This window comes from Rhizobium sp. PK7-22 (genome assembly GCF_056530405.1).
In genome coordinates this window covers 181729-203972 of sequence record NZ_CP096513.1, presented here as the reverse complement: position 1 = coordinate 203972, position 22244 = coordinate 181729, and the positions used below count along the sequence as shown (strand labels likewise).

Annotated in this window: 19 protein-coding genes; 10 read left to right on the top strand and 9 right to left on the bottom strand. The window is 61.0% G+C overall.

What is annotated here, in order from left to right:
- Nucleotides 1–102: 102 nt before the first annotated feature.
- Nucleotides 103–1032, bottom strand: a complete 930-nt coding sequence (locus M1E10_RS01095) for a LysR family transcriptional regulator (protein WP_499173179.1) — start codon at nt 1030–1032, stop codon at nt 103–105.
- Nucleotides 1033–1215: 183 nt separating this feature from the next.
- Here M1E10_RS01095 and M1E10_RS01090 point away from each other — a divergent pair, with 183 nt between their 5' ends.
- From M1E10_RS01090 to M1E10_RS01075, 4 genes are read left to right on the top strand one after another with little or no spacing between them, the layout of a single operon-like run.
- Nucleotides 1216–2013, top strand: coding sequence for an SDR family NAD(P)-dependent oxidoreductase (locus M1E10_RS01090; protein WP_499173178.1), 798 nt, complete (start codon nt 1216–1218; stop codon nt 2011–2013).
- Nucleotides 2014–2071: 58 nt separating this feature from the next.
- Nucleotides 2072–3109 (top strand): AbrB family transcriptional regulator, encoded by a 1038-nt coding sequence (locus M1E10_RS01085; protein WP_499173177.1) that lies wholly within the window; start codon nt 2072–2074, stop codon nt 3107–3109.
- A 16-nt stretch (nt 3110–3125) separates the two neighbouring features.
- Nucleotides 3126–4124, top strand: coding sequence for a D-2-hydroxyacid dehydrogenase family protein (locus M1E10_RS01080; protein WP_499173176.1), 999 nt, complete (start codon nt 3126–3128; stop codon nt 4122–4124).
- An 8-nt stretch (nt 4125–4132) separates the two neighbouring features.
- The gene (locus tag M1E10_RS01075; RefSeq protein WP_499173175.1) at nt 4133–4684 is read left to right on the top strand and encodes a carboxymuconolactone decarboxylase family protein; all 552 of its coding nucleotides are present in this window, start codon (nt 4133–4135) and stop codon (nt 4682–4684) included.
- 64 nt (nt 4685–4748) lie between these two features.
- Here M1E10_RS01075 and M1E10_RS01070 read toward each other — a convergent pair whose 3' ends face one another.
- The 3 genes from M1E10_RS01070 to M1E10_RS01060 all read right to left on the bottom strand — a co-directional run bounded on the left by M1E10_RS01070 (nt 4749) and on the right by M1E10_RS01060 (nt 7742).
- Nucleotides 4749–5702 (bottom strand): Bug family tripartite tricarboxylate transporter substrate binding protein, encoded by a 954-nt coding sequence (locus M1E10_RS01070; protein ID WP_499173174.1) that lies wholly within the window; start codon nt 5700–5702, stop codon nt 4749–4751.
- A gap of 64 nt (nt 5703–5766) precedes the next feature.
- The gene (locus M1E10_RS01065; RefSeq protein WP_499173173.1) at nt 5767–7293 is read right to left on the bottom strand and encodes a tripartite tricarboxylate transporter permease; all 1527 of its coding nucleotides are present in this window, start codon (nt 7291–7293) and stop codon (nt 5767–5769) included.
- Complete coding sequence (locus tag M1E10_RS01060; protein WP_499173172.1) at nt 7293–7742, bottom strand: tripartite tricarboxylate transporter TctB family protein; 450 nt, start codon at nt 7740–7742, stop codon at nt 7293–7295. Before M1E10_RS01060 ends, M1E10_RS01065 begins: the two co-directional genes overlap by 1 nt.
- Before the next feature lie 180 nt (nt 7743–7922).
- Here M1E10_RS01060 and M1E10_RS01055 point away from each other — a divergent pair, with 180 nt between their 5' ends.
- A complete protein-coding gene (locus tag M1E10_RS01055; RefSeq protein WP_499173171.1) occupies nt 7923–8324 on the top strand; it encodes a PaaI family thioesterase in 402 nt (133 codons plus the stop codon).
- A 67-nt stretch (nt 8325–8391) separates the two neighbouring features.
- Here M1E10_RS01055 and M1E10_RS01050 read toward each other — a convergent pair whose 3' ends face one another.
- The 5 genes from M1E10_RS01050 to M1E10_RS01030 all read right to left on the bottom strand — a co-directional run bounded on the left by M1E10_RS01050 (nt 8392) and on the right by M1E10_RS01030 (nt 17281).
- Nucleotides 8392–10482, bottom strand: a complete 2091-nt coding sequence (locus tag M1E10_RS01050) for an acetate--CoA ligase family protein (RefSeq protein WP_499173170.1) — start codon at nt 10480–10482, stop codon at nt 8392–8394.
- 159 nt (nt 10483–10641) lie between these two features.
- The gene (locus M1E10_RS01045; protein ID WP_499173169.1) at nt 10642–12741 is read right to left on the bottom strand and encodes a fatty acid beta-oxidation multifunctional protein; all 2100 of its coding nucleotides are present in this window, start codon (nt 12739–12741) and stop codon (nt 10642–10644) included.
- A complete protein-coding gene (locus M1E10_RS01040) occupies nt 12705–14777 on the bottom strand; it encodes an acetate--CoA ligase family protein (protein ID WP_499173168.1) in 2073 nt (690 codons plus the stop codon). The genes M1E10_RS01045 and M1E10_RS01040 overlap by 37 nt, the downstream gene beginning before the upstream one ends.
- 11 nt (nt 14778–14788) lie before the next feature.
- The gene (locus M1E10_RS01035; protein WP_499173167.1) at nt 14789–16027 is read right to left on the bottom strand and encodes an acyl-CoA dehydrogenase family protein; all 1239 of its coding nucleotides are present in this window, start codon (nt 16025–16027) and stop codon (nt 14789–14791) included.
- Nucleotides 16028–16111: 84 nt separating this feature from the next.
- Nucleotides 16112–17281: a 2-methylaconitate cis-trans isomerase PrpF family protein gene (locus tag M1E10_RS01030; RefSeq protein ID WP_499173166.1), complete on the bottom strand. Its 1170-nt coding sequence runs from the start codon at nt 17279–17281 to the stop codon at nt 16112–16114.
- A 413-nt stretch (nt 17282–17694) separates the two neighbouring features.
- Here M1E10_RS01030 and M1E10_RS01025 point away from each other — a divergent pair, with 413 nt between their 5' ends.
- From M1E10_RS01025 to M1E10_RS01005, 5 genes are all read left to right on the top strand, one after another.
- A complete protein-coding gene (locus M1E10_RS01025; RefSeq protein WP_499173165.1) occupies nt 17695–20310 on the top strand; it encodes a PAS domain-containing hybrid sensor histidine kinase/response regulator family protein in 2616 nt (871 codons plus the stop codon).
- A gap of 197 nt (nt 20311–20507) precedes the next feature.
- Nucleotides 20508–20795, top strand: coding sequence for a hypothetical protein (locus M1E10_RS01020; RefSeq protein ID WP_499173164.1), 288 nt, complete (start codon nt 20508–20510; stop codon nt 20793–20795).
- Nucleotides 20796–20877: 82 nt separating this feature from the next.
- Complete coding sequence (locus M1E10_RS01015; RefSeq protein ID WP_499173163.1) at nt 20878–21114, top strand: DUF6894 family protein; 237 nt, start codon at nt 20878–20880, stop codon at nt 21112–21114.
- Between the two features lie 90 nt (nt 21115–21204).
- Complete coding sequence (locus M1E10_RS01010) at nt 21205–21411, top strand: hypothetical protein (protein ID WP_499173162.1); 207 nt, start codon at nt 21205–21207, stop codon at nt 21409–21411.
- A gap of 400 nt (nt 21412–21811) precedes the next feature.
- On the top strand, nt 21812–22144 hold the full coding sequence (locus tag M1E10_RS01005; protein ID WP_499173161.1) for a DMT family transporter: 333 nt from the start codon (nt 21812–21814) through the stop codon (nt 22142–22144).
- The last annotated feature ends 100 nt before the right edge of the window (nt 22145–22244 follow it).

Genomic DNA, 22244 nt, shown 5'->3' with positions numbered 1-22244 from the left:
CGCCTTTGCGTGATGCTTGAGGGATAGCACCGCTCGGCCGGCCAAGACCCTGATCAAACGTTAGGTGATACAGAGTTCAGTTCTGCTAAGAACTGCTCAGGGCTAGCCATGCGTCCCTTTGGACGCAGTGAAGAATTCGGCAGGCTCTCCCACCTGGCCAAGCAGCCAATCGATAAAACGCTTCGTCTTGACGTTGACCGACGCAGTGGTCGGCCATGTCACGTAGAAGGAGGCGCCCGTTGCGATCTGCATCCCGAACGGCCGGACAAGCCGTCCCTGGCTGACCGTCTCGTCCAACAGGCCCAATTGGCCGACAGCAAGCCCAAATCCCTGCTCCGCCGCGGAAAAGGTGAGAAGCGACGTGTCAAATTCCATGCCGCGATGGTACTCGATCTGAATACCGATCGTCTCAGCCCAGTGCTCCCAGGCCCGGCGGCGATAGCGTGCATGCAACAGGTCGCAGCGCGTGACATCTTGCGGCGTCTCGAGGGGGCCGACCTTCTCCAGGTATTCTGCGCTGCAGACGACGTCGATTTCCTCTTCCCAAAGCTTACGCGCCTTGGCGTCCTTCCAATTTCCCGAACCCAGTTGCACAGCAAGATCGAGATGCGTGCCACGAAAATCAAGCGGCTCCACACGGGTATCAAACCGCACTTTGATGTCGGGGAACTTTTGCATGAAATCCGGCAGCCGCGGCATCAGCCAGTGGTGCGCGAATGTCGGATGGACGCGTAAGTTGACCGTGCTTTGGGTTTCCTGGCTGATGATGCGGTGCGTGGCATGCTCGAGCTCGTCGAACAGGCCGGCAATTTCCAGTCCGAAGGCGCGGCCGATATCCGTCAGCTTGGCCGATCGGGTGCCGCGCTCGAATAGGCTGACATTCAGATAGTTCTCGAGAATCGCGATCTGGCGGCTGATGGCGACCTGGCTGACCCCGAGTTCCTTCGCAGCGGCTGTAAACGTCTTGTGTCGCGAGGCGATCGCAAATGCCCGCAACGGATTGAGCGGCAGGTTGAGTCTCTGTTCTTGCATAAGCGCAGGTTTCCCTAGAGCGACGAAAAGCCAGTCAACTTCCGCTATGGTTAGGCTAAAGTCGACGCCACACCAATATCGGCTTGTCTCACGCTCTGCAAATCTCCCGGAAATCCTAAACGCCCGGCGCCGGTCTGCAGCAAACTCGACGACAGGCTCTACGCGACCAGCGGGAGAAACACGATGGGGCGGTTAGCAGGCAAGGTGGCGATCATTACCGGCGCAGGGTGCGTGGCACCCGGATGGGGCAATGGACGGGCGGCGTCCGTTGTGTTCGCTCAAGAAGGCGCGTCCGTCGTCGGTACCGATATCGACATGAATGCCATGCACGAGACAGGCGAAATGCTCCGGCAAATTGGCGCCGTGCATCACCTTGCCCGTTGCGACGTCACCGACAGCGCCTCTATCGAGAGTTTGGTCGCGGACACGCTTTCCCGGTTCGGCCGGATTGACATTCTCGTCAACAATGTCGGCGGCTCCGCCAGGGGTGGTGCCGTCGAGATGACCGAAGAGCTCTGGCTCTCCCAGATCAACTACAATCTGACCAGTGTCTTTCTGATGTGTAAGCATGTCCTGCCGGTCATGAAGGACCAGAACGGCGGCGCCATCGTCAATACGGCTTCGACGTCCGGGATCCGCTGGACCGGCGCCGCGCAGGTGGCCTACGCCGCCGCAAAGGCCGGCGTGATCCAGTTCTCACGCGTAACCGCGGTCGAGTATGCCCCGTTCAACATCCGGGTCAACACCGTCGTGCCGGGTCAGATGCATACCCCCATGGTCGAGGCGCGCCTCGCCAGCCAACGTGCCGGCGGCGATGTCAGCGCACTTTTGGCCCAGCGTCAAAGCCGCATCCCGCTTCCCTTCATGGGTGACGGACGCGATACCGCCAACGCGGCCCTCTTCCTTGCGTCCGACGATGCCCGGTTCGTGACGGGAACGGAGCTGGTCGTCGACGGCGGGATGTCCGTACGCTGTGATTGACGAACGAGCGCCATCGGGGCCTGGAGGACACGGCCGGTTTGCCCGGCACGGCAAGCCGTTGGCCAGGCTCGGCCTGCTCTTCCTTCTCGCCACATTGGCGGGAGCCGCGTTCCAATGGCTCGGCTCGCCGCTGCCGTGGATGATCGGCCCGCTGGTGGTCACCGCTTTTCTCTGCATCAGTCGCCTGTTGGTGGTCAGCGTGCCCAACAGGATCCGGCCGTTTGGTCAAGTTATCGTCGCCTGTCAGGTCGGCCTGACATTTACACCCTCCGCCTTTGAGAAACTCCTGCTTCATGCCCCCGTCATCGTCGGCACTGCGGTGGCCAGTCTCGTGTGCATCTTTGCGGTAGCGGCAATCTTCGCCAAGGTCAGCGGGCTTACCTTTGCTCAGGCTTTCCTCTCGGCCGTGCCAACCAGTCCAATCGAGGCGGCAGCCATGGCAGTGGAGAGCAAGGTCGATCCCATGCCGGTGATTTTCTCCCAGACCATTCGCCTGTCTGCGGTGGTGGTGATCGTACCCTTTGCCATGTACGCGTTGGAAGGCTGGCCGGAATCTCGCGGTATGGGCAACACGCCACAGGCTTTCGACTTCTTCGACATTGCTGTCCTGGCGCTTGTTGGCTTAAGCGGCATGGCCCTGTTTCGTCTGCTGCGGGTTCCAAATCCGAATTTCCTCGGACCGTTGACCTTGACCGCTCTGCTGGCTGCCACGGGACATGGCATCTCGCCGTTCCCGTTCCTCGTGCTGTCGGCGGCTCAGATCGTGCTGGGTTCCTGGCTCGGCTCCACATTCCGCCGCGATATCCTGACCGCTGCAGGCAGGCTGACATTGGCATGCGTGCTGGCCGTGCTGGTGCTGCTTGCGCTGTGCGCAGCCATTGCCGTGGCGATGAGCCACCTTTCCGGGATGGACTGGCGTCTCGTGGTCCTCGGTGCTGCTCCCGGCGGCGTGGTCGAAATGGCGCTCACCGCCAAATACCTGCATCAGGACGTGACGATCGTTACGGCATTCCACCTGACCCGTATCTTTCTGTTCATGCCAAACATCCCCTGGATTGTCGCCCTGATCAACAGATACGAACGACGAAATGCTTGAAGCGAGGAGAAAAGCCATGACTGACTTCCGTCCGCTGCCGACCGACCGACGGCCCCGCATTGCCGTCCTCGACGACTATATGGGGGTGGCAAAAGAACTGGCATCCTGGTCCGCCATCGAGGCCCGCGCCGATGTGGATTTTCTCCACGAACCCATCCTCGGCGGTCAGGCGGGCGTGACGCAATTGAGCAACTATGATGCCGTCTGTCTGATGCGCGAACGCACGGCCTTTCCAGGCGAGCTCATCGGTCAATTGCCCGGCCTCAAGGCCATCGTTGCCACCGGACAGCGCAACCGGACGCTGGATCATAAGACGGCGCACGATCTTGGTATAGCGGTGATGTCGACGACGGGAAGCGGCAACGGCATCTATGCAACTGCCGAACTCGCCTGGGGCCTGATCCTCGGCCTCATGCGCCATATTCCGCAAGAGAGCGCTGCCATGCGGCAAGGCGCCTGGCAGACCCGCCTCGGGGAGGTGCTGTTTGGCAAGACCATCGGCATCATCGGGCTTGGCAAGCTCGGTGCGCGGATGGCGCTTATCGCGAAAGCCTTCGGCATGAACGTGGTGGCCTGGAGCCCTAACCTGACGCCCGAGCGCGCCGCCGAAGCCGGCGCATTATACAGCGACAAGCAGACGCTCTTGTCTTCGGCGGATGTCGTGTCGCTGCACCTGGTGCTGGGCCCGAGCACCCGCGGCATTCTCGCAAAGGACGATCTGGCGTTGATGAAGCCAGACGCGATCCTCATCAATACCGCGCGAGGTCCGCTCGTCGATGAGCAGGCTTTGCTGGACGCGCTTGTCCATAACCGCCTCCGTGGCGCTGGCATCGATGTGTTTGATCGCGAGCCGCTGGCGGCGGACCATCCCATTCGTACCCTGCCCAATGCCCTGGTCACGCCGCACCTTGGCTATTCCGTCCGCGACACCTTCGAGAGCTTTTATCGCGAAACGGTCGAAAACCTTGAGAGCTGGCTCGATGGTCGTCCAATCCGCCTGGTCGGAGCCAAATAGGAGTTTCCATGCGCCTTGCACCTCCCGATCCTCAATCCATGACAGCTGACCAGAAGCGGGTCCACGACGTCATTGCAGCGGGCCCGCGCGGCCGCGTCCGTGGGCCGCTGGCGATCTGGCTGCATCGGCCGGAACTGGCGCAAGCCGCGCAGGCGCTCGGCGCTTATTGCCGATACGGCTCTTCACTCGATCCGAAGCTGTCGGAGCTTGCCATTCTCTGCATGGCTTGTGTCTGGCAGTCGGAGTTCGAATGGTGGGCGCACAAGCCAATCGCGTTGGAGGCCGGTCTTGCACCCGAGATCACCGACGCCCTAAAAGCCGGACGGCGGCCAGCCTTTCGCGACCCGGAGGAAGCCGTCGTCCATGACGTGGTCTTTGTCCTCTCCATAGAACGCAAGATTCCCGCGGACCTCTACGAGGAAGCCCATACGATATTGGGCAATGATCGGCTTGTCGATCTGGTCGGCCTGTGCGGCTACTACACGCTCATCTCCATGACGCTGAACGCCTTCGAGGTTCCGCTGCCTGATGGCGAGACTTATGAACTGACAGCCCGATAGCAGAAGAGGCCGCCTCTGTGAGACGGCCTCTTCTTTTAAAGACGATATGGGAAAACAAACTGGCCTACTGGGCGACGACGTTGCGTTCCTTCGCCAGACCGACCCAGAGATCCATCTCTTTTTCGACCTGCTCCTTGAACTCGGCCGCGGTCGTGTCTCCAGCGACCACGAAGTTGTCGGCAAGGACCTTCTTGAAGCCATCGTTGGCAATTGCAGTGTTCATGTCCGTGTTGATCTTCTCAACAAGAGCCGGATCCATGCCACCGGGGCCAAATAGCCCAAGCCAGCCATCGATCTCGATGCCTTCGACTCCGTTTTCGCCGCTGGACTGGACGTCGGGTAGAAGATCGAAACGCTCTGGCGCCAAAACAACGAGCGCCTTGACCTGGCCGTTATTGACATAGGGCATGACCGACGCCGTCGTGCTGATGTAGACGTCCGCATGGCCGCCCATCAGGTTGACCTGAGCCTCGCCACCGCCTGAGTAGTGCACGACCTCCGCGGGCAGACCCGCCTGCTGGATAAGAAGTTCGGCTGCGAAGTGGCTGGAACTGCCGACGCCTGCGGTGGCAAAGAACATCGGGCGTTCCTTGGCTTCCGCGACGAAGGCGTCGAACCCATCGGCCTTCACACTGTTTCCGCTGACCGCCACATAGGGACTGGTGGCGACCATGCCGATGGGTGTGATGTCCGTCTTCGGGTCGAATGGCAGGTCCTTTTGCACGGCTGGAGCCGTCGAATGGGCAGCCGTGTTCACCAGCAATGTGTATCCGTCGGGCTGCTGTTGGGACAAATAGGCCGTGCCGATCATCGAGCCGGCACCGGCGCGGTTTTCGACGATGACTGGCTGTCCCCACATCTCCTGAAGCTCAGTGGCGAGCGATCGGGCCATCAGGTCCGTCGAACCGCCGCCGCTGTAGGGGATGATGATCGTTACGGGCTTGGTCGGAAATTCCTGCGCCCCCACGGTTCCTGTCGCTGCGGCAAATGCCAGAGCGCCTGCGGCAAAAATCTTCATGCTTCTCTCCTCCTTGTTTCAGTGCTTGTCTTGCTTTCACGTGACCGGCTGCACCTGATGCCGATCACGGTAAGGGTTGGTCCTCCGCTGCCTTCTTCTTGCGGGCCGCATGGAACGTCGACCACAGGCTCCAGCCGAGCAAGAGCACGCTGATGACGACGAAGGTGCCGCTGATGGGCCGTTCGACGATGGCCACCAGATCGCCCCGCGCCAGAACCATGGCGCGGCGGAAGTGCTGCTCGATCAGCGGCCCCAGCACGAAGCCGAGCAGCAGCGGCGCCGCCGGCAGGGCAAAAATCCGCATCACGTATCCAAGGGCTCCGAAACTGGCCACCGTCAGCACATCGAAGGCGCTGTAGCGAACGGAGTAGGCCCCGATGGAAATGAACATCACGATGGCGGGGAATAGCAGGTGATAGGGTATGGTCAGCAGTCGAACCCACAACCCGATCAACGGCAGGTTGAGAACGATGAGAAGGACGTTGCCGACCCAGAAACTCATCACCAAGCCCCAAAACAGCGATGGCTGCTCGGTCATCATCTGCGGCCCAGGATGGATGCCGTGGACCATCATCGCCCCGATCATCAGGGCCATGGTGGCGCTGCCGGGGATGCCGAGCGACAGGGTGGGAATAAAGGCGGTCTGATCTGCGGCGTTGTTGGCTGTCTCTGGCGCCACGACGCCCTCGACAGCACCCTTGCCAAAACGTTCCGGTGTCTTCGAGACGCGTTTCTCGACCGCGTAGGAGACGAAGGAGGCGATCGAGGGACCCGTGCCAGGCAAAGCGCCGAAGAATGATCCTATCGTCGACCCGCGCAACATTGGCATCCAGCTTCGACGCACGTCGTCGCGGGTCGGAATAAGGGAGCGCAAGGAAACCGTGCGACCCATCGGTTCTACGGGTGCGTCGTGCTTGTTTCTGATGGATGTGATGACTTCAGAGATGCCGAATAGACCCATGGCGAGCGCACTGAGGCCTAGGCCATCCATCAGGTTGAGCGTACCGAAGGTGAAGCGCGGGGTCCCGCTTTGGGGATCCATACCAACGGTCGCCAGAAGAATACCCAGAACGACCATTGCAAGTCCCTTGGCAGCGGAGCCCTCGGTAATGGCGGACGCGGCAATCAGGCCTAGAACCATCAGCGTGAAGTATTCCGCAGGTCCAAACGACAGGGCATAGCCGGAAATCAACGGCGAGAACATGCTCAGCACCAGGATACCGAAGATGCCGCCGAAAAAGGATCCGAAAGCCGTCATGGCCAACGCCACGCCGGCCCTGCCCTGCTGCGCCATCGGGTAGCCGTCGAGGCAGGTTACGACGCTGGAAGATGTGCCCGGGATGTTGAGCAGGATGGACGCCGTGCTGCCACCGTAGGCGGTGCCGTAGTAGATACCGGCCAACATGATGAGCGCCGTCGTCGGCTCGAGATGGTAGGTGATGGGAAACAGCATTGAGATGGCAGCGAGCGCGCCGATGCCGGGAAGCACGCCGATGAAGGTTCCCAGGAAGACGCCCAGGAAACAGTACAGCAGGTTGACCGGCGTCAGAGCCGTTTCGAGACCGAGCGCGATATTGGAGAACATGTCCATCAGAAGGGCCACATAAACAGAGGAAGTGGCAGCCGCAGTCCGGCCGAAAAGACCAGATAGGCGATGAGCGTCAGCACGGCTGCGAGGGCCATATTGCGAATAGGCTTGAAGGCAAGATCAGCAAATCCCGCCGTCATCGTTGCAAGAAATGCGGCCGGCAGAAGCCCGAAAGTGCCGATAGTCAATGCAAAAAGAACGACACTTCCCAGAACCACAAGCGGCGTGGCCACTCGAACCTCGGGGAACCTGCCTTCTGCCCCGGTACTTGCCACCAGAACCATGATGCCAAAAATTGCCAGGATAATGCCCAGGCCGAACGGCACCATGCCGGCACCCATGCGGGTCACGGTGCCTATCGAGTAATGCGTCCACGAGTAGATGGCGAACGCGGCGCCAACAGCCACGAGCAATGCGCCTCCTACCGCATCGCGGTAGTCGATACTGGGCATGCGATCTCCTCCCTTTAAGTTGATGCGCGCTTCAGCGAACCCCAATCCTCCGGACAATCTGCTCCGGTTTCAACCTTCAAAAACGCATGCAGGCATAACAAAAGGTCAGAGTGGAATGTTCTGTCACCGTAATTGCCAATCACTGTTACCTGCGTCATGACGATAGCTATGGAAGATTCCTTGACGCAGAATGGATGGCTGTTCGACCCAGCCGACGGTTTCATCGCCCATATCGGCGGTCTATGGCGGCGTGCCGATGAGGCCGGCGAGCACTACGGCTTCATCACCCGCGACATCCACGCCAACCGCAACGGCGTGATTCACGGGGGCATGATCATGACCTTTGTGGACAGGGCCTTCGGCATGCATTGCCGGTTGGCGAGCGGTGCCGAAAAAGCAGCGACCGTCACTCTCGGTCATCAGTTCGTGACGCCGCTCAAGATCGGCACGTTCGCGACGCTCACCCCGCGCATCGCAAAACTCACGACGCGAATGGCCTTTGTTGAGGGAAGTGTGATGTGTGACGGTGAAACCATCGTGCAGGCGCAGGGCGTCTGGAGACTGGCCAGCACCAAGACCTGACCGAATGTCAGCCTACGCGACGATGGCGTGCCGGCCGGCACGCCATCGTCGCAAGCTGTTCTATTGGCTATTCAATGACGACAAGCGCATCCGCTGCCGCGACCCCCTCGCCCTTCGGCATGACGAAGAGCGGGTTGATCTCAGCCTCGAGCAAACGCGTACCGAGGCTTTCTCCCATGCTGGCCAGCGACAGGATCGCCTCGACCAGGGCATCCGTGTCGTATTGAGCACCGCCACGATAACCGTTGAGGATCCGGGACAGACGCAGTTCAGCAACCATCTCGCGGGCGTCCGCTTGCTTGATCGGCAGCAGCCGGATGGTGGAATCGTCAGCCAGCTCGGCAAATATCCCGCCTGCTCCCAGCAGGACCAGCGGTCCAAGCTGCGGATCACGGCGCAGCCCAAGAATGACCTCGATGCCACCGGTCAGCATTTTCTGAACGAGAAAACCCTCCGGCTTCGGCAATCCTTGCGATCGGAGTGCTGCCGCCATGTCGGTCAGAGCTTGACCGACATGGGTGGCCGAGAGGCCGACCTTGACACCGCCCACGTCAGACTTGTGGGCGATCTGGGAGGACAGGACCTTGAGGACAACCCGTCCGCCCAGCTCCCTTGCAGCTTCTGCCGCTTGCGAAGAGGTCTGCACGATGCGCTGGTCGGTGCCCGAGAGGCCGTAATGACCGAAGATTTCGCGGGATTGTGCCTCGTTCAGGGTCCCCGATGCGAGCCAGTCGGGGACGGCTTTCACCTCAGTTGATGTCCGCACAGCCTGCGGTGCCGGCATGGGCAGCGTTGCTTTTAGCGCAACGGCGCAGGTCTCGGGATCCGTATAGGCGGGGATATCCTGGCGGTTGAGTTCTTTCACAATATGGGGTGCGTAGGGGCTCACATAGGCAATCAGCGGCTTCTGGCTCTTCGCCGCCCCGTTCTTGATCGCACCGACGACGATTTCTGGCTGCGCCAGCGCAGAAGAGCCGACGATCACGACGACGGCATCGATCCCCGGGGAATTGAGGAGTATCTCCGTGGAGGCCGTCATCACGTCGGGCTTGACGCCCGCCAGCGTCACATCGACTGGGTTTGCCGTCATCGGTTCATCGGCCTGAAGGATGTCTGCGAGGCTTTGGGCAGTTGCTTTGTCCAGCAGCGGCACGTCGAGCCCGCCGATGCCGCAACTGTCGGCCACCAGGCTGCCGGCGCCGCCGGTGGAGGTCAGCACAGCCACAGCTCGTCCCTGCATCTTGCGACCGGTCACGAGCATCGCCGGCACATCGAGAAGCTCCGAAAAGGTCTGCGCCCGGATAATGCCGCACTGCCTGAACAACACGTCGTAGACTCGGTCCTCTCCGGCCATTGCCCCCGTATGCGACACGGCGGCCCGCGCCCCCGAAGCAGACCGCCCAACCTTGAAGACGACCACCGGCTTGCCGGCCCGCCTTGCTTTTTCGGCAGCCTGCCGGAATTTATCGACCGATCGGATACCCTCGACATAGGCGGCAATCACCTGGGTGTCGCTGTCCTCGGCGTAGTAGTCAATCAGGTCGGCCAGATCGATGTCGACCTCGTTTCCGGTGGTGGCGAGCTTGCTGAAGCCGATACCGCGAGCCGCTCCGCGCGACAAAAGAGCCCCAAGGATGCCACCGCTTTGCGAAGCCACGGAAATGGCACCGACCGGCAAGTCGCCGACTTCGAGTGCGCCGCTGGCTGATAGGACGATGTTCTTCCTCAGGTCCATGGCACCGATGGTATTGGGGCCAAGAATGCGCATCGTGCCTGCTGCCTCGAGCAAAGACTTTTGTCGCGCCATGCCCGCCTCGCCGGCTTCACTGAAGCCACTGGCGAGCACGATGGCGAGTTTGGTCCCGCGCGCCGCCAGCTGCCTGACGGCAAAATGCGCCCGCTCGGCTCCCAACAGGACGATTGCCACGTCGGGGGCTTCGGGAAGATCGTCAACCGATGCGTAACATTGAAGGCCGCAGACAGTTTCCGCTTTTGGATTGATCGGATAAATGCGTCCGGCAAAGCCGTGCTTGATCAGGTAGCCGACAGGACGCCCGCCAGGTTTGTTCGGATCGGCTGACGCGCCCACAATGGCAACGCTAGAAGGGCAGAACAACGCATTCAGGGCGCTGACGCGTTCGGCAGTAGTATCGGACATCCAGTTCTCCTCACCGTCCAGAAGACGAGCGGCTGAGCCGCACATCCTTCTATTTTCCGCGGCAATCTCGTGGCGGATCGCGCAACGGCAACTGACTAATCGACCGACCTTCCCGACGACGGGTTGGGCTCAAGGAGGGCAGCCAAAGCGATATTGGCTCTACCTTGAGTTTTCGCCGCTCCGGGATTGAAAGATCGCGGCCATGTCTGCTTGTCTTTTCGATGGTCCGACCTCGGCAGCAGAGGCAGCGCAATCGGCGGCGAGACGTTGCGGATCCTGCCGGGACGCCCAGTACAGAGGTCCGCCGCGCCATCGCGGAAAACCGTAGCCGTTGACGAGCACGACATCGATGTCGCTCGCACGCGCTGCAACCTTGTCTTCAAGAACGAGACAGGCCTCGTTGACGATAGCGGCCATTGCACGGGTGTGGATCTCCTCGACCGTCAGCGGGAGACGCGCGATACCCTTCGCGCGCGACGCCTCGGCAACGAGCTCCTCAACCCGAGCCGAGCGCATCGCCCGGCCGTTTTGGTCGTAGTCGTAGTAGCCCGCGCCGGTCTTGCGACCGAGACGGCCCATCTCGCAAAGTCGGTCTGCGATCTCCACGTATCGTGACGACTGATCGCGGGTCGCGGCCTGCTGCTGGCGCATGCGCCAAGCAATATCGAGGCCCGACATATCGGCAACGGCAAACGGGCCCATCGCGAAGCCGAAGCTGCGCATCGCGTCATCGACCTCGTGCGGAAACGCGCCGTCTTCGAGCATGAACTCGCAGCTTGCGCGGTAGGCCGCATAAATGCGGTTGCCGATGAACCCAAATCCGTTTTTGGCCTGGACGGGCTGCTTGCCCAGTGCCTTGGCCACGGCAAGACCCGTGGCCAGCGCTTCGTTCGAGCTCTCCGTCCCCACCACGACTTCCAGAAGCTTCATGATGTGCGCCGGGCTGAAGAAGTGCAGCCCGATCAGGTCGCTGCGTCGCGTCGTGGCGGCAGCGATCACGTCGATGTCGAGATAGGAGGTGTTGGTGGCGAAAAGTGCATCAGCTCCAGCAATTTTGTCGAGTTGAGCAAACACGGCTCTTTTTGTGTCGCTGTCCTCGAAAACCGCCTCGATTAGCACATCACACTGCGCCAGCGCATCGAGGTCGACCGCCGTCACCAGATGTGCCTTGGCTGTGACGCCAGCTTCTTCAGACAGCTTGCCTGATGCCACCCCCTTGTCAATTGCTGCAGCGATGCGTGCCGAAGCGCGCTCCAGCGCGTCCCCGTTGCTGTCCACCAGGACGGTGCGATACCCAGATTGCAGGGTAGCCGTTGCGATATCGGCACCCATCGTTCCGGCACCAACAATGCCGAAGCTTCTGAAGGGCCGGCCTTTTACGCTGGGTGGTAAGTGTCCGTGTGCCGCCTCGCGTTCGGCAAAGAAGATATGGCGCAAAGCCTTTGCCTCTGATGACGCGCGCAGCTCCTGGAAATCGGCCCGCTCTGCCGCTAGTCCCTCGCCGGGTAGGACCGTTCCAACGGACAGGACGTGACGGATGGCGGCCTCGATGTGCGGGCGATTTCGGCCGCCGGTTGCTGCCTTCGTAGCCGCAGCTTCAATGGCTTCGCTTGCCTCGTGCGGAACGGGACGATCAATTACACGGCGCTTTTGTCCTGCCAGACGTTGGGCCAGGGCACTTGCATCGGCGCGCAGATCTTCACCGGACATGGCATCGATCATTCCGAGCTGCAAAGCGTCGCGGGCGCAGACCCGGCCGCCCGTGCAGATCAGGTCGATGGCCTTCGCCTTCCCCACCAGCCGTGGAAGCTTTTGCGTTCCGCCCGCACCGGGAATGATCCCGAGCGTGCACTCCGGTAGGCCGACCACCGTGCCCGGCGCAGCAATCCGAGCGTCGCATGCCAGTGCTAATTCATAGCCGCCTCCCAGTGCCGCGCCATGAAGGGCTGCAACATACGGCTTACTCGACGCTTCTATCGCCGCGATCACCTGCGGCAGTTGAGGCGGGTCGAGCGGCAAGTCAAATTCGCGCAGGTCGGAACCGGCGATGAATGTCTTGCCCGCCCCGATGAGAACGGTGCCGGCGATGCTGGCATCGGTTTCCACCTCCGCGATCCGCGCCAGAAGCGAGGTTCTGACATCGGAGGAGCCGGCATTGACCGGGGGATTGTCGATCACGAGAATGGCGACATTGCCGTCTCGCTCCAGATGCACGGTTCCAGTCACTGCACGATCCTTCCAAATCCGTCGATGGCGCATACGCCGTGGCCCCGCGGCAGAACCAGAAGTGGATTGATCTCAAGTTCCTCGACGCGTGGCGCGGTCTCCGTCGCCAGTCGGGAGACCGAGACAATGGCATTTGCCAGCGCGTCAAGATCGCCGATGGCGCCGCCGCGGTAGCCCGCAAGGATGCGGCTGGCCTTGATCTCCCCGATCATCTCCAACGCGGTTGCACGATCCACCGGTGCCAACCGCATCGTGCTGTCACGATAGAGCTCGGTGAAGATGCCGCCGGCTGCCAGGATAACCATGGGTCCGACCTGCGGATCGCGGCGAAATCCGACCAGCACTTCGCCCACGCCGCGCGTCATCTGCTGCACCAGGATGTCAGTGACAACAACGCCTGTCGTCAGACGCACGCGCGCGACGATGGACGCCATTGCTTCGGCCAGTTCAGCCTTGTCAGCAATGTGCAGCACCACGCCGCCCGCATCACTCTTATGGGCGATGGCATTATGGAGCACCTTGGCGACCACCGGAAATGGGAACGGCAGGTCCGGCACCGGCTCCGTTGTTCTCAAAACCATATGCGGTGCAGGCATCAGGCCATGTCGGCTGAGCAAGCGATAGCAGTCAGCCTCAGTCAAAGAGGTAATTTCGCCAGACACGGGAACGTTGTCGAGAGGCGCGGACCGGGTTGGAAGGCGCCGATGCAGCGCGGCAGCGATCGCGTCGCCACAGGTTTCCGGGTCCTGGAAGGCGGGAACGCCCGCCCCGGCAAGCAGGCGCGCGGCCTCGGGTGCATCTGGTACGAGGAAGACGGCCAGCGGATGGCCGGGCTCGCCCGAGGCGTCCAAGGCAGGCTGAACGACAAGCTCCGGGTTGAAGCGCGCCGACGAGCCGGCGGTTGCCAGGATCAGGTCGAATTCCGGCGCACTGCGCAGAACGTCGAGCGTGGCTTTCATGACGTCGTAGCGCGTACCTGCGAGCGTCAGGTCGATGATGCGGCCGTCACCGGGTTCGATGCCTTTTTCACGCAGGCGCGCCCGGGTTTCTTCGCTGGCGGGAATCACATCGACCCCGCGCAGGGCAAGCTGGTCGACGGCCATGGCAGCCCCACCGCCCGTCGTCGTGACGACCCCGACACGGCCCCTGCGCGGTCCTGTCGGCGAGGCTGGCACGTGCTGCAGCAGCGGCATGACTTCCAGCAGCCCCTCAAAGGATTCAACGCGGGCAATGCCGCATTGCGCAAGAAAGATGTCGGCCACTTCATCGGCACCCGCAAGCGATCCTGTGTGGGAGACGGCAAGCTCCGCGGCCTCCTCGGACCGTCCCAACTTAAACGCCGCCACTGGTTTGCCGCGCCTGGAGGCTTCGATCGCAAACGCATGCAGTGTGTCGGCATGGCGCAAGGTCTCGATGAACAGCATGTAGCTCGTGATCTGCGGATCATCGAGCGTCGCCATGCAAATCTCGCCGATCGAGAGGTCCGTCTCGGCGCCGACCGAGACAAGGCCGGCAAAGCCGATGCCCTTGCGCTTGCCGCGCGACACCAGCGCGCCGATCAGGCTGCCGCTGTGGGATCCGACAAATATGCCGCCCCTGGGCAGATCCGGTTCGGCAAAGGCTGCATTGGCCGTCAGGGTCAGTCCATTGTGAAGATTGACGACACCGATGCTGGAGGGTCCGACCAACCGGATGCCACCACGCGCAAGAACGGCGTTCAGCCGGGCTTGGTTGGCAATGCCCCTTGTGCCCGACTCGGCAAATCCGCTGGAGAGCATGGTCGCAACCGGAACGCCCAGTCGCTGGCATTCCTCCAGACTGTCCAACGCCTTTTCCGTATCCGTCAGGATGAAGGCATGGTCAGGCAGGCGCGGCAGGTCGGTCAGGCAAGCATAGGCCCTTTCCCCCTGCACGGTCTCGCGACGCGGGTTGATCACAAAGATCTCTCCGGCGAAGCCGGAACTCCGCAGGTATTGCAGCGGACGTCCCGCGGTCTTGGAAGGATCGTCGGAGACGCCGACCAGGGCGACGCATTGCGGCCGAAGAAGCGCCGCTGAGCTAAATGTCATCACGAGATTCCCTAACTGGCGCGCTGGTCGAACCGTCGCTCGAAGACATGTTCGGCGATGCGGTTCTTGAGCATCTCGATCGAACCGCCGGCGATCATCCATCCGCGGGTGCGCTTGACGCAATACTCGACAAGGCTTTCAGAGCTGTAGCCATAGCCACCCATCACCTGGAGGGCTTCGTTGGCCACCTCGAACCCGGCCTGATTGCAGGCAAGTTTGGCGACGGCTGTGTCGTAGGCGCTCGGCAGCTCGCCGCTGTCAACAGAGGCCGCCCGGTAGAGGAGCATCTGCGCCGCTTCCAGCTTGACCGCCATCTCGGAGAATTTCCACTGCAGTCCTTGGAATTCGCACAAGGGCCTGCCGAACTGCTTGCGTTCAAGCGCGTAGCGTCTTGCCACTTCAAAGGCATATTGACCAAGCGCGAGAGCACGCGAGGCATTGCCGATGCGCTCGACATTGAAGCCGGCGATCTGCTTCTTGAAACCGCCTGGCCCCAGCAGCACGTTGGCTTTCGGAATTCGGCAGTTCTCGAAATAAAGCGGACACCATTCCTCGCCGCTCATGAAGCTTGAGCGCTCGCCGATCGTAAATCCAGGCGTATCGCGCTCGACCAATACGGATCCTATACCGCCGGTGCCCGGTCCAAAGCGCACGTAGATCAGGAAGAGCTTTGCTTCCGGGCTGTGAGTAGAGAAGACCTTCGAGCCATTGATGACGACATGGTCGCCATCCTCCGTCGCCTTGGTCTTGAGCTCGGTCACGGCGGAGCCGGCATCTGGCTCCGTCATGCCCAGTGAGATGAGGGCTTTACCTTCAAGCAAATCCGCCAGATAGCGCTGCTTCTGATCGTCGCTTGCATACTCTACGAAAGTTCGAATCGGTCCGAAGTTGCCAGCCTGGACGATGTCGGCGCTCTTTGGGCAGACCTTTGCAATTTCCTGGATCGCCACGACGGCATCCATCAGACTGCCGCCGACACCGCCATCCTCCTCTTTCATGGTGATGCCGAGGAGCCCCATAGCGGCAAGCTTTGTGGCGACATCCCAGGGGTATTCCCGCGCGTGAGCACGCTGCAAGGCTCCATCAGCAAGCTCTTTTTCCGCGAACCTGCGAACGTTGTTGGCCCATTCCGCCTGTTCCGGGCTAAGGGGTAAATACATGCGACCTCCCTGATCAATACGATACTGTTGTGCCACAGGGAGGGTCGAACACAACTTCTCAGACCTTAGGCTGGCATAACCTAAGCTCATGTCTGGACTGGCGGATCTATTTCCACCGGCAGTTCTTGCCGGGCGTGTCGGAGACGGAATGACGTCAAGGATGCGCGTCCTGATCTAGCGGATATAGGCTTTGCCATCCATCAGGAGACGGGCGGTCCGGCCGATTAGAGCTTTTTTCACCCGGATCGCGCCCGCGCCCGCCGATACCTTGGCGGCGGCTTCCAGGACACCGCCCGGATGTCCGACACGCAGGTCGTAAGCACCAGAGCCCTGACCGATCTCCCCAACGGCTTCATGAACAAGCGTTCCTGGAATGCCTGCGGCGACTGCGGTACCGGCGGCGCCTGATCCCGGATAAGCCTTGGAAAACTCAAAGCGGGCAAGCGAGCGAGAGAACAGGTGGTACTCGGTAGATCGAATACCGATGCTGTTGGTCGCCTGATACGTCAGCGCCGGCGCGACGGCAAAGATCAGCGGATTGGTGCTGATCCGCAGTTGCTCGTCGGTGTCGGGTCCTACAATGAAGCCGATTTGCGCAGACACCGCCTTGCGCACCGCCTCAAGGCGTCCGACCAATCCCGTATCGGCCTGCATGTCATAGATCGAGGCCTGCACATCCATGCCGATGTCGGCGGCGCGGACGAAAATCAGGAGATTGGCCATGTCCACGACGCTGACATCAATCTCGCCGATACTTGGGATCATCAGTCGATCGACCGGCTGGCCAGTCGGCAGTAGTTCTCCGCCAAGAGCAGAGCCGGCAAAGTCACCAAAATCGAGATCAATGCGGGAGCCGGTGCCCGGCACGCCACCGATGGAAAAGTCGCCGTCGACCGCGGGATAGCCATTTTCCAACGACACGGATGCCGTCAGCCTGCGCCCGGTGTTGACCTGATGGATATGGACCGTCGCCATTCCGTCCGTGACATCGCAAGCGCCTTCTAGGGTACCGTAAAGTGCGGCGCCGGCAGAGAGGTTGCCACAGTTGGCCGCCCAATCAACGCGGGGCAATTCGGTATTCACCTGCCCGAAGTAATAGTCGATATGGCAGTCGGATCGGGTGGGCGATCCCATAACCGCGACTTTGCTGGTCAGTTTGTCGGCGCCGCCCAAGCCGTCGATCTGCCGCCGGTCGGGTGAGCCAAATATGCGAAGGACCCAGGAATCGAGGTCATCACCTTCAGGGGGCAGTTCATCTCGTCGAAGATAAATACCTTTGGAGGAGCCGCCACGGATGATCCTGGCGGAGATCGCTTGCATGTTGAAGGGTGGATGGATAACCAAGTGGCGCTCCCTAAGGTGGTATAACCCGCTGAGCTTCAATAGCCTTCAGATCCCAATCAGAAACCTGATGATTCATTGCCTCGGGCCAAGCGCAAGTTTGAACTGCGAGCGCCGACCTGATGCCTCTGCAATAGCGCATCTCTTATCGAACGATCGGCGGCTTTGGAAGTCATCGTGCGCGATCGGCAACCCACCCCACCAGTCACACCCCCTCGGGCGCAGCTCCTAAGTTCACCCAAAGAAGATGCCGACCAGACGGGGGTGGGCCCGGGACAGCTCTCGACAAGCCAACTGGAAATATTGTCCTCAGCCGGGCGCCCATCTGGATCGGCAAATAGTCATATTCAAACTGCTATTGGACACTTCACTTTGGGAGTGTGAGCACTAGGTTTTCAGCGCAGCGGATTGGGCCCATGACATCAACAATTTTTCCATCATCAACAGGCCCTTTGGCAGACAAGATCCGCTCCTTTTCGTGGGAAGCGACGCCGCTAGGGGCCATCGTTTCGTGGCCGCCCGCTTTGCGGATTGCAGTCGACGCGCTGGTGGCATCGCGCTTTCCCCAATGTCTCTTCTGGGGACCCGACCTGATCGCCATCTACAACGATGCCTTTTTGCCGATCCTCGGTGCCAAGGATGAAGCGCTCGGCCAGCCCATGCGGGTCACCTGGAGCGAAACTTGGGAGGCGCTGAGGCCGATTGCGCAGCAAGCGCTGGCAGGCGAAGCTGGCTACTACGAAGACTTTCCCATTCAGATCTCGCGGCACGGCCATCCGGAAACGGCCTATTTCACCTTCTGCTACTCCCCGATCCGCGATGAAAACGGCACCGTGGTGGCGATGCTGGACACCGCCATCGAGACCACCCAAGCCGTTCATGGCCGAAGAACGCTGCTGTCCGAACGGGAGCGCTATCGGCAGATGTTCGACAATGCTCCTGGCTTCATGGTGATGTTGAGTGTGCCGGATTTCCGCTTCGAATACGCCAATCCGGCCTATATGCGGATCATCGGAAACCGGGACATCATCGGCAAGACGGTCGCCGAAGCGCTGCCGGAGACGGGCGCACAAGGCTATCTCGGGCTTCTGCAGGAGGTGCTGGCTTCAGGACAGGCCTATGCCGCCACGGGCAAAAGCTTCTCGGCCCAGGATCAGGCCAAGGAGCGCTATCTGGATTTTGTCTTCCAACCGATCCGGGACGCGCGACGGCAGATCACCAATATATTCGTGTCCGGCTCCGATGTGACCGAACGAACCGCCGGAGAAGAAGCGCTGCGGCAATCGGAGGCGCGGTTGCGCTTCCTCGACGATCTGGCCAGGGAAACCGGCAAAAGTGCCGACGCCGATATGATCCTTGCTGTCACGACGAGAATGGTCGGCACGCATCTGACGCTGTCGAACTGTGCCTACGCCGATATGGACGATGACGAAGATGGCTTTACCATCCGCGGCGACTGGGCGGCAGAAGGCTCCCCCTCCATCGTCGGCCGCTATCGTCTCGCTGCCTTTGGCAAGCTTGCTGTCAGCAACCTGACGCGTGGTCTGCCTCTCGTCATCAACGATAACGCTGTCGAACTTCCCCCGGAGGAAGCGCAGACGTTCCAAAACATCGGCATCGCTGCCACCATCTGCATGCCTCTCATCCGCGATGGCAAGTTGACGGCGCTGATGGCGATCCATGACAAGGTTGCGCATGCGTGGTCGCCGGAAGAACTGGCTCTGATCCGCGAGGTCACGGAGCGCTCCTGGGCGCACATACAGCGTGTCAGGGCAGAAGCGGAGCTGCGTTCCACGGCCAGCGCCCTTGCCGAACTGAATGCCTCGCTGGAAGCCCGCGTTGAAGAGCGCACGGCCGCTTTGGTTCAGGCGGAGGAGGCCCTTCGTCATTCCCAGAAGATGGAGGCGGTCGGCCAGCTCACCGGCGGCCTGGCGCATGACTTCAACAACATCCTGGCCGGGATAGGCGGCAGCCTTGAGCTGATGAAGACGCGCCTCTCCCAGGGCAGGATCGGCGACGTCGAGCGATACCTGCAATTGGCGCAGGCGGCAGTGAAGAGGGCGGCCGGGTTGACCCAACGCCTGCTGGCCTTTTCCAGGCGACAGACGCTTGATCCAAAGCCTGCAGATCTCAATCGCCTGGTTGCGGGCATGTATGATCTCGTGACCCGCAGCGTCGGTCCGGCTGTCGCAGTGCAAGCCGTCGCGGCCGATGACCTCTGGGCGACCTTCGTTGATATCGGGCAGCTTGAGAACGCGCTCCTTAACCTCTGCCTCAATGCCCGCGATGCCATGCCGGACGGCGGCACGGTGACGATCGAAACCGGAAACTGCGCCCTGAATGGCCGGGCGGCTCGAGACCAGGGGCTCGCGCCTGGCGACTATGTCTGTCTCTGTGTCAGCGATACGGGCACAGGCATGTCACAGGACGTCATTGCGCGCGCGTTCGATCCGTTCTTCACGACCAAGCCCACCGGCCAAGGCACCGGCCTGGGCCTGTCCATGGTGTACGGCTTTGCAGGGCAATCCGGTGGAACCGTTCGGATCACGTCGCAACTTGGCCAGGGAACGGCTGTCTGCCTGTATCTCCCGCGGTACATGTCGCAAACGCCTGCCGAAGAAGAAATCGAGCATGAGGCGGAGGCGCCGCGGGCATCTCAGCGACAGAGCATCCTGCTGGTCGACGACGAGCCTCTTGTGCGAATGGTCGCTTCCGAGATCTTGAGTGAGCTCGGCTATCATATCCTGGAGGCCGATGACGGTCCCTCGGCGGTCAAGGTCCTTCAGGCGCATCCAGACATCTGCCTGCTGTTGACCGATGTGGGTCTGCCCAATGGCATGAATGGTCGCCAGCTTGCCGATGTCGCACGACTGGCACGGCCGGAGTTGAAGGTGCTGTTCATTACCGGATACGCTGAAAACGCCGTCCTCAACCACGGAAATCTGGAGCGTGGCATGCAGGTGATGACGAAGCCGTTTTCGCAAGAAGCGCTCGCCCGGCGCGTGAAAGAGATCATCAACGGCGAGGAATAGTGGCAGGCATCTGGCCGGGGGCCGACCCGCGGTCTCCGGCCAGGGAGGTGTCGAGACAGGAGGCGAAACGGATCGAATGACAGAGCGTCATGCGGCACTTGTCTTCCATCCAACTCCATGCCGAAAAGGCGTTCGACCCTTCCCTGCGATGAGTTCCTGCAAGCCTGCGCCGTGGAAGCCTTATCCAAAGGACCGATATGCTGCCTATCCTGTTCGCCTTCCAGATTATCCCAGGCTCCGATGAGCTGCTTGCCTATTATACGACCCTGGAGGACGCCGTGTCCGAAGCGGCGGCGCATCGCCAGCAACTGGCCAGGGATCAGGCTCTGGATGATGAATACGATGGTGTCGTGGTGCCAATTTGCTTGTACGAGGTGCGCCTCAAGCCGTTGACGCTGGAGCTGCTGATGCCCGTGCTGAACAAGCGGCGGGAATTGCCGGAGGTGTTGGTCGATCAGCTGGAGCAAGTGGGGACCATCGAGTAGCTGCGCCAGCCATCTCGGCTTCGGCCAACGGGAACCTTGCCGCGTCGGTCTGGTTGGGATGCGGCGATTCTAGGGAGACCACATGGCCAGATATTTCTTTCACGTGCGCAAGCACGATGCTCTGGAAGAGGACCCGGAGGGCGGCGAATTTGCGACCCTTGATGAGGCCTGCGATGAGGCTGTTCAAGCCGCGCGTGAGATCCTGGCGGAGAAGCTTTTGTCCGATGAGGTCATCGACGGGCAAACCTTCGAGATCACCGCCGAGGACGGCACCGTGCTGCGAAGCGTTCCCTTCAAATCGGCTCTGCGGCTGGAATAGCCAAGCTCGCCTTTTGGCACGACCCGGGCTGCAATGCGATGGAACCTGTGGCGATGACCCTTGTTGGATCTGCCAGAATAGGAGATGCCGATGACCGATCCACAGACGACGAAACCGAAGGCCACGAGCGGTGGAGCACTTGATATCCATGATGAGGAGACGGCCCGAATTGGCAGCGACGCAGAGTTGAAGGGCAGGAGCACGAAAGAGGATCAGCGGTCGCAGTCGACGGACGTCAATGATATCAGCGAGACCACCGACGGCGACGGGCAGCACGCGATAAAGACGGAGGTCTAGGAGGCGACGGATCTCCCGCAAAAAGGGTCGCCGTAAGATCACCTCTTGCCGCCACTGGGCTTCCAGGTCACTCTGAATGGTGGTCGGTTGCCGGCCCGCGGTGACACGGTAAAGCTGCTGCGCAGGCCAACTCGACCATCTGCTGATCGGGCTGGTGCGATGCCGGCGATCGCCGTATTTCTCTCTGCGGACGTTGCAGTTCAAACCTGTTCGCAAATAGAGCCGCACCAGCCCGCTGCGCAGCTCGAGCTACGCGCATGAGAGCGATTAATGGTATACTTCACGGTCACAGATGGACGTTGCCAAGCTCTTCTCCGCACCGGGGACGCTTGGCTTCACCAACAGTTGCGCGTAACGCTTCAACCGGTTGTTGTTCAAAGGTTTCAAGCCGGAGCGCGTTATGCTGAATTTTGTGTTTCTCGGGATTGCTATTGTCGGTGAAGTCATCGCCACCAGTGCGCTGAAAGCCTCGCAGGGGTTCACACAGCTGCTTCCGAGCCTGGTTGTCTTGATCGGCTACGGCGTCGCGTTCTTCTTTCTTTCGCTTACTTTGAAAGCGATCCCCATTGGCATTGCATACGCGACCTGGTCTGGTGCGGGTGTGGTGCTCGTCGCTGTGATCGGTCGCTTCTGGTTTGAGCAAAAGCTTGATGCGCCAGCTGTTGTCGGGATGGGATTGATCATCGTCGGCGTGCTGTTGATGAACGTCGTGTCGAAAGCCGGGGGTCACTAACAACCCCCTCTTGGACGTCGGGTGCCGCTGCCTCTTCGCCAAGCGGCCCTATGATACAAACCAGTGCAGCGGCCTAGGTGATTGTCTCTTCCCTCACTGC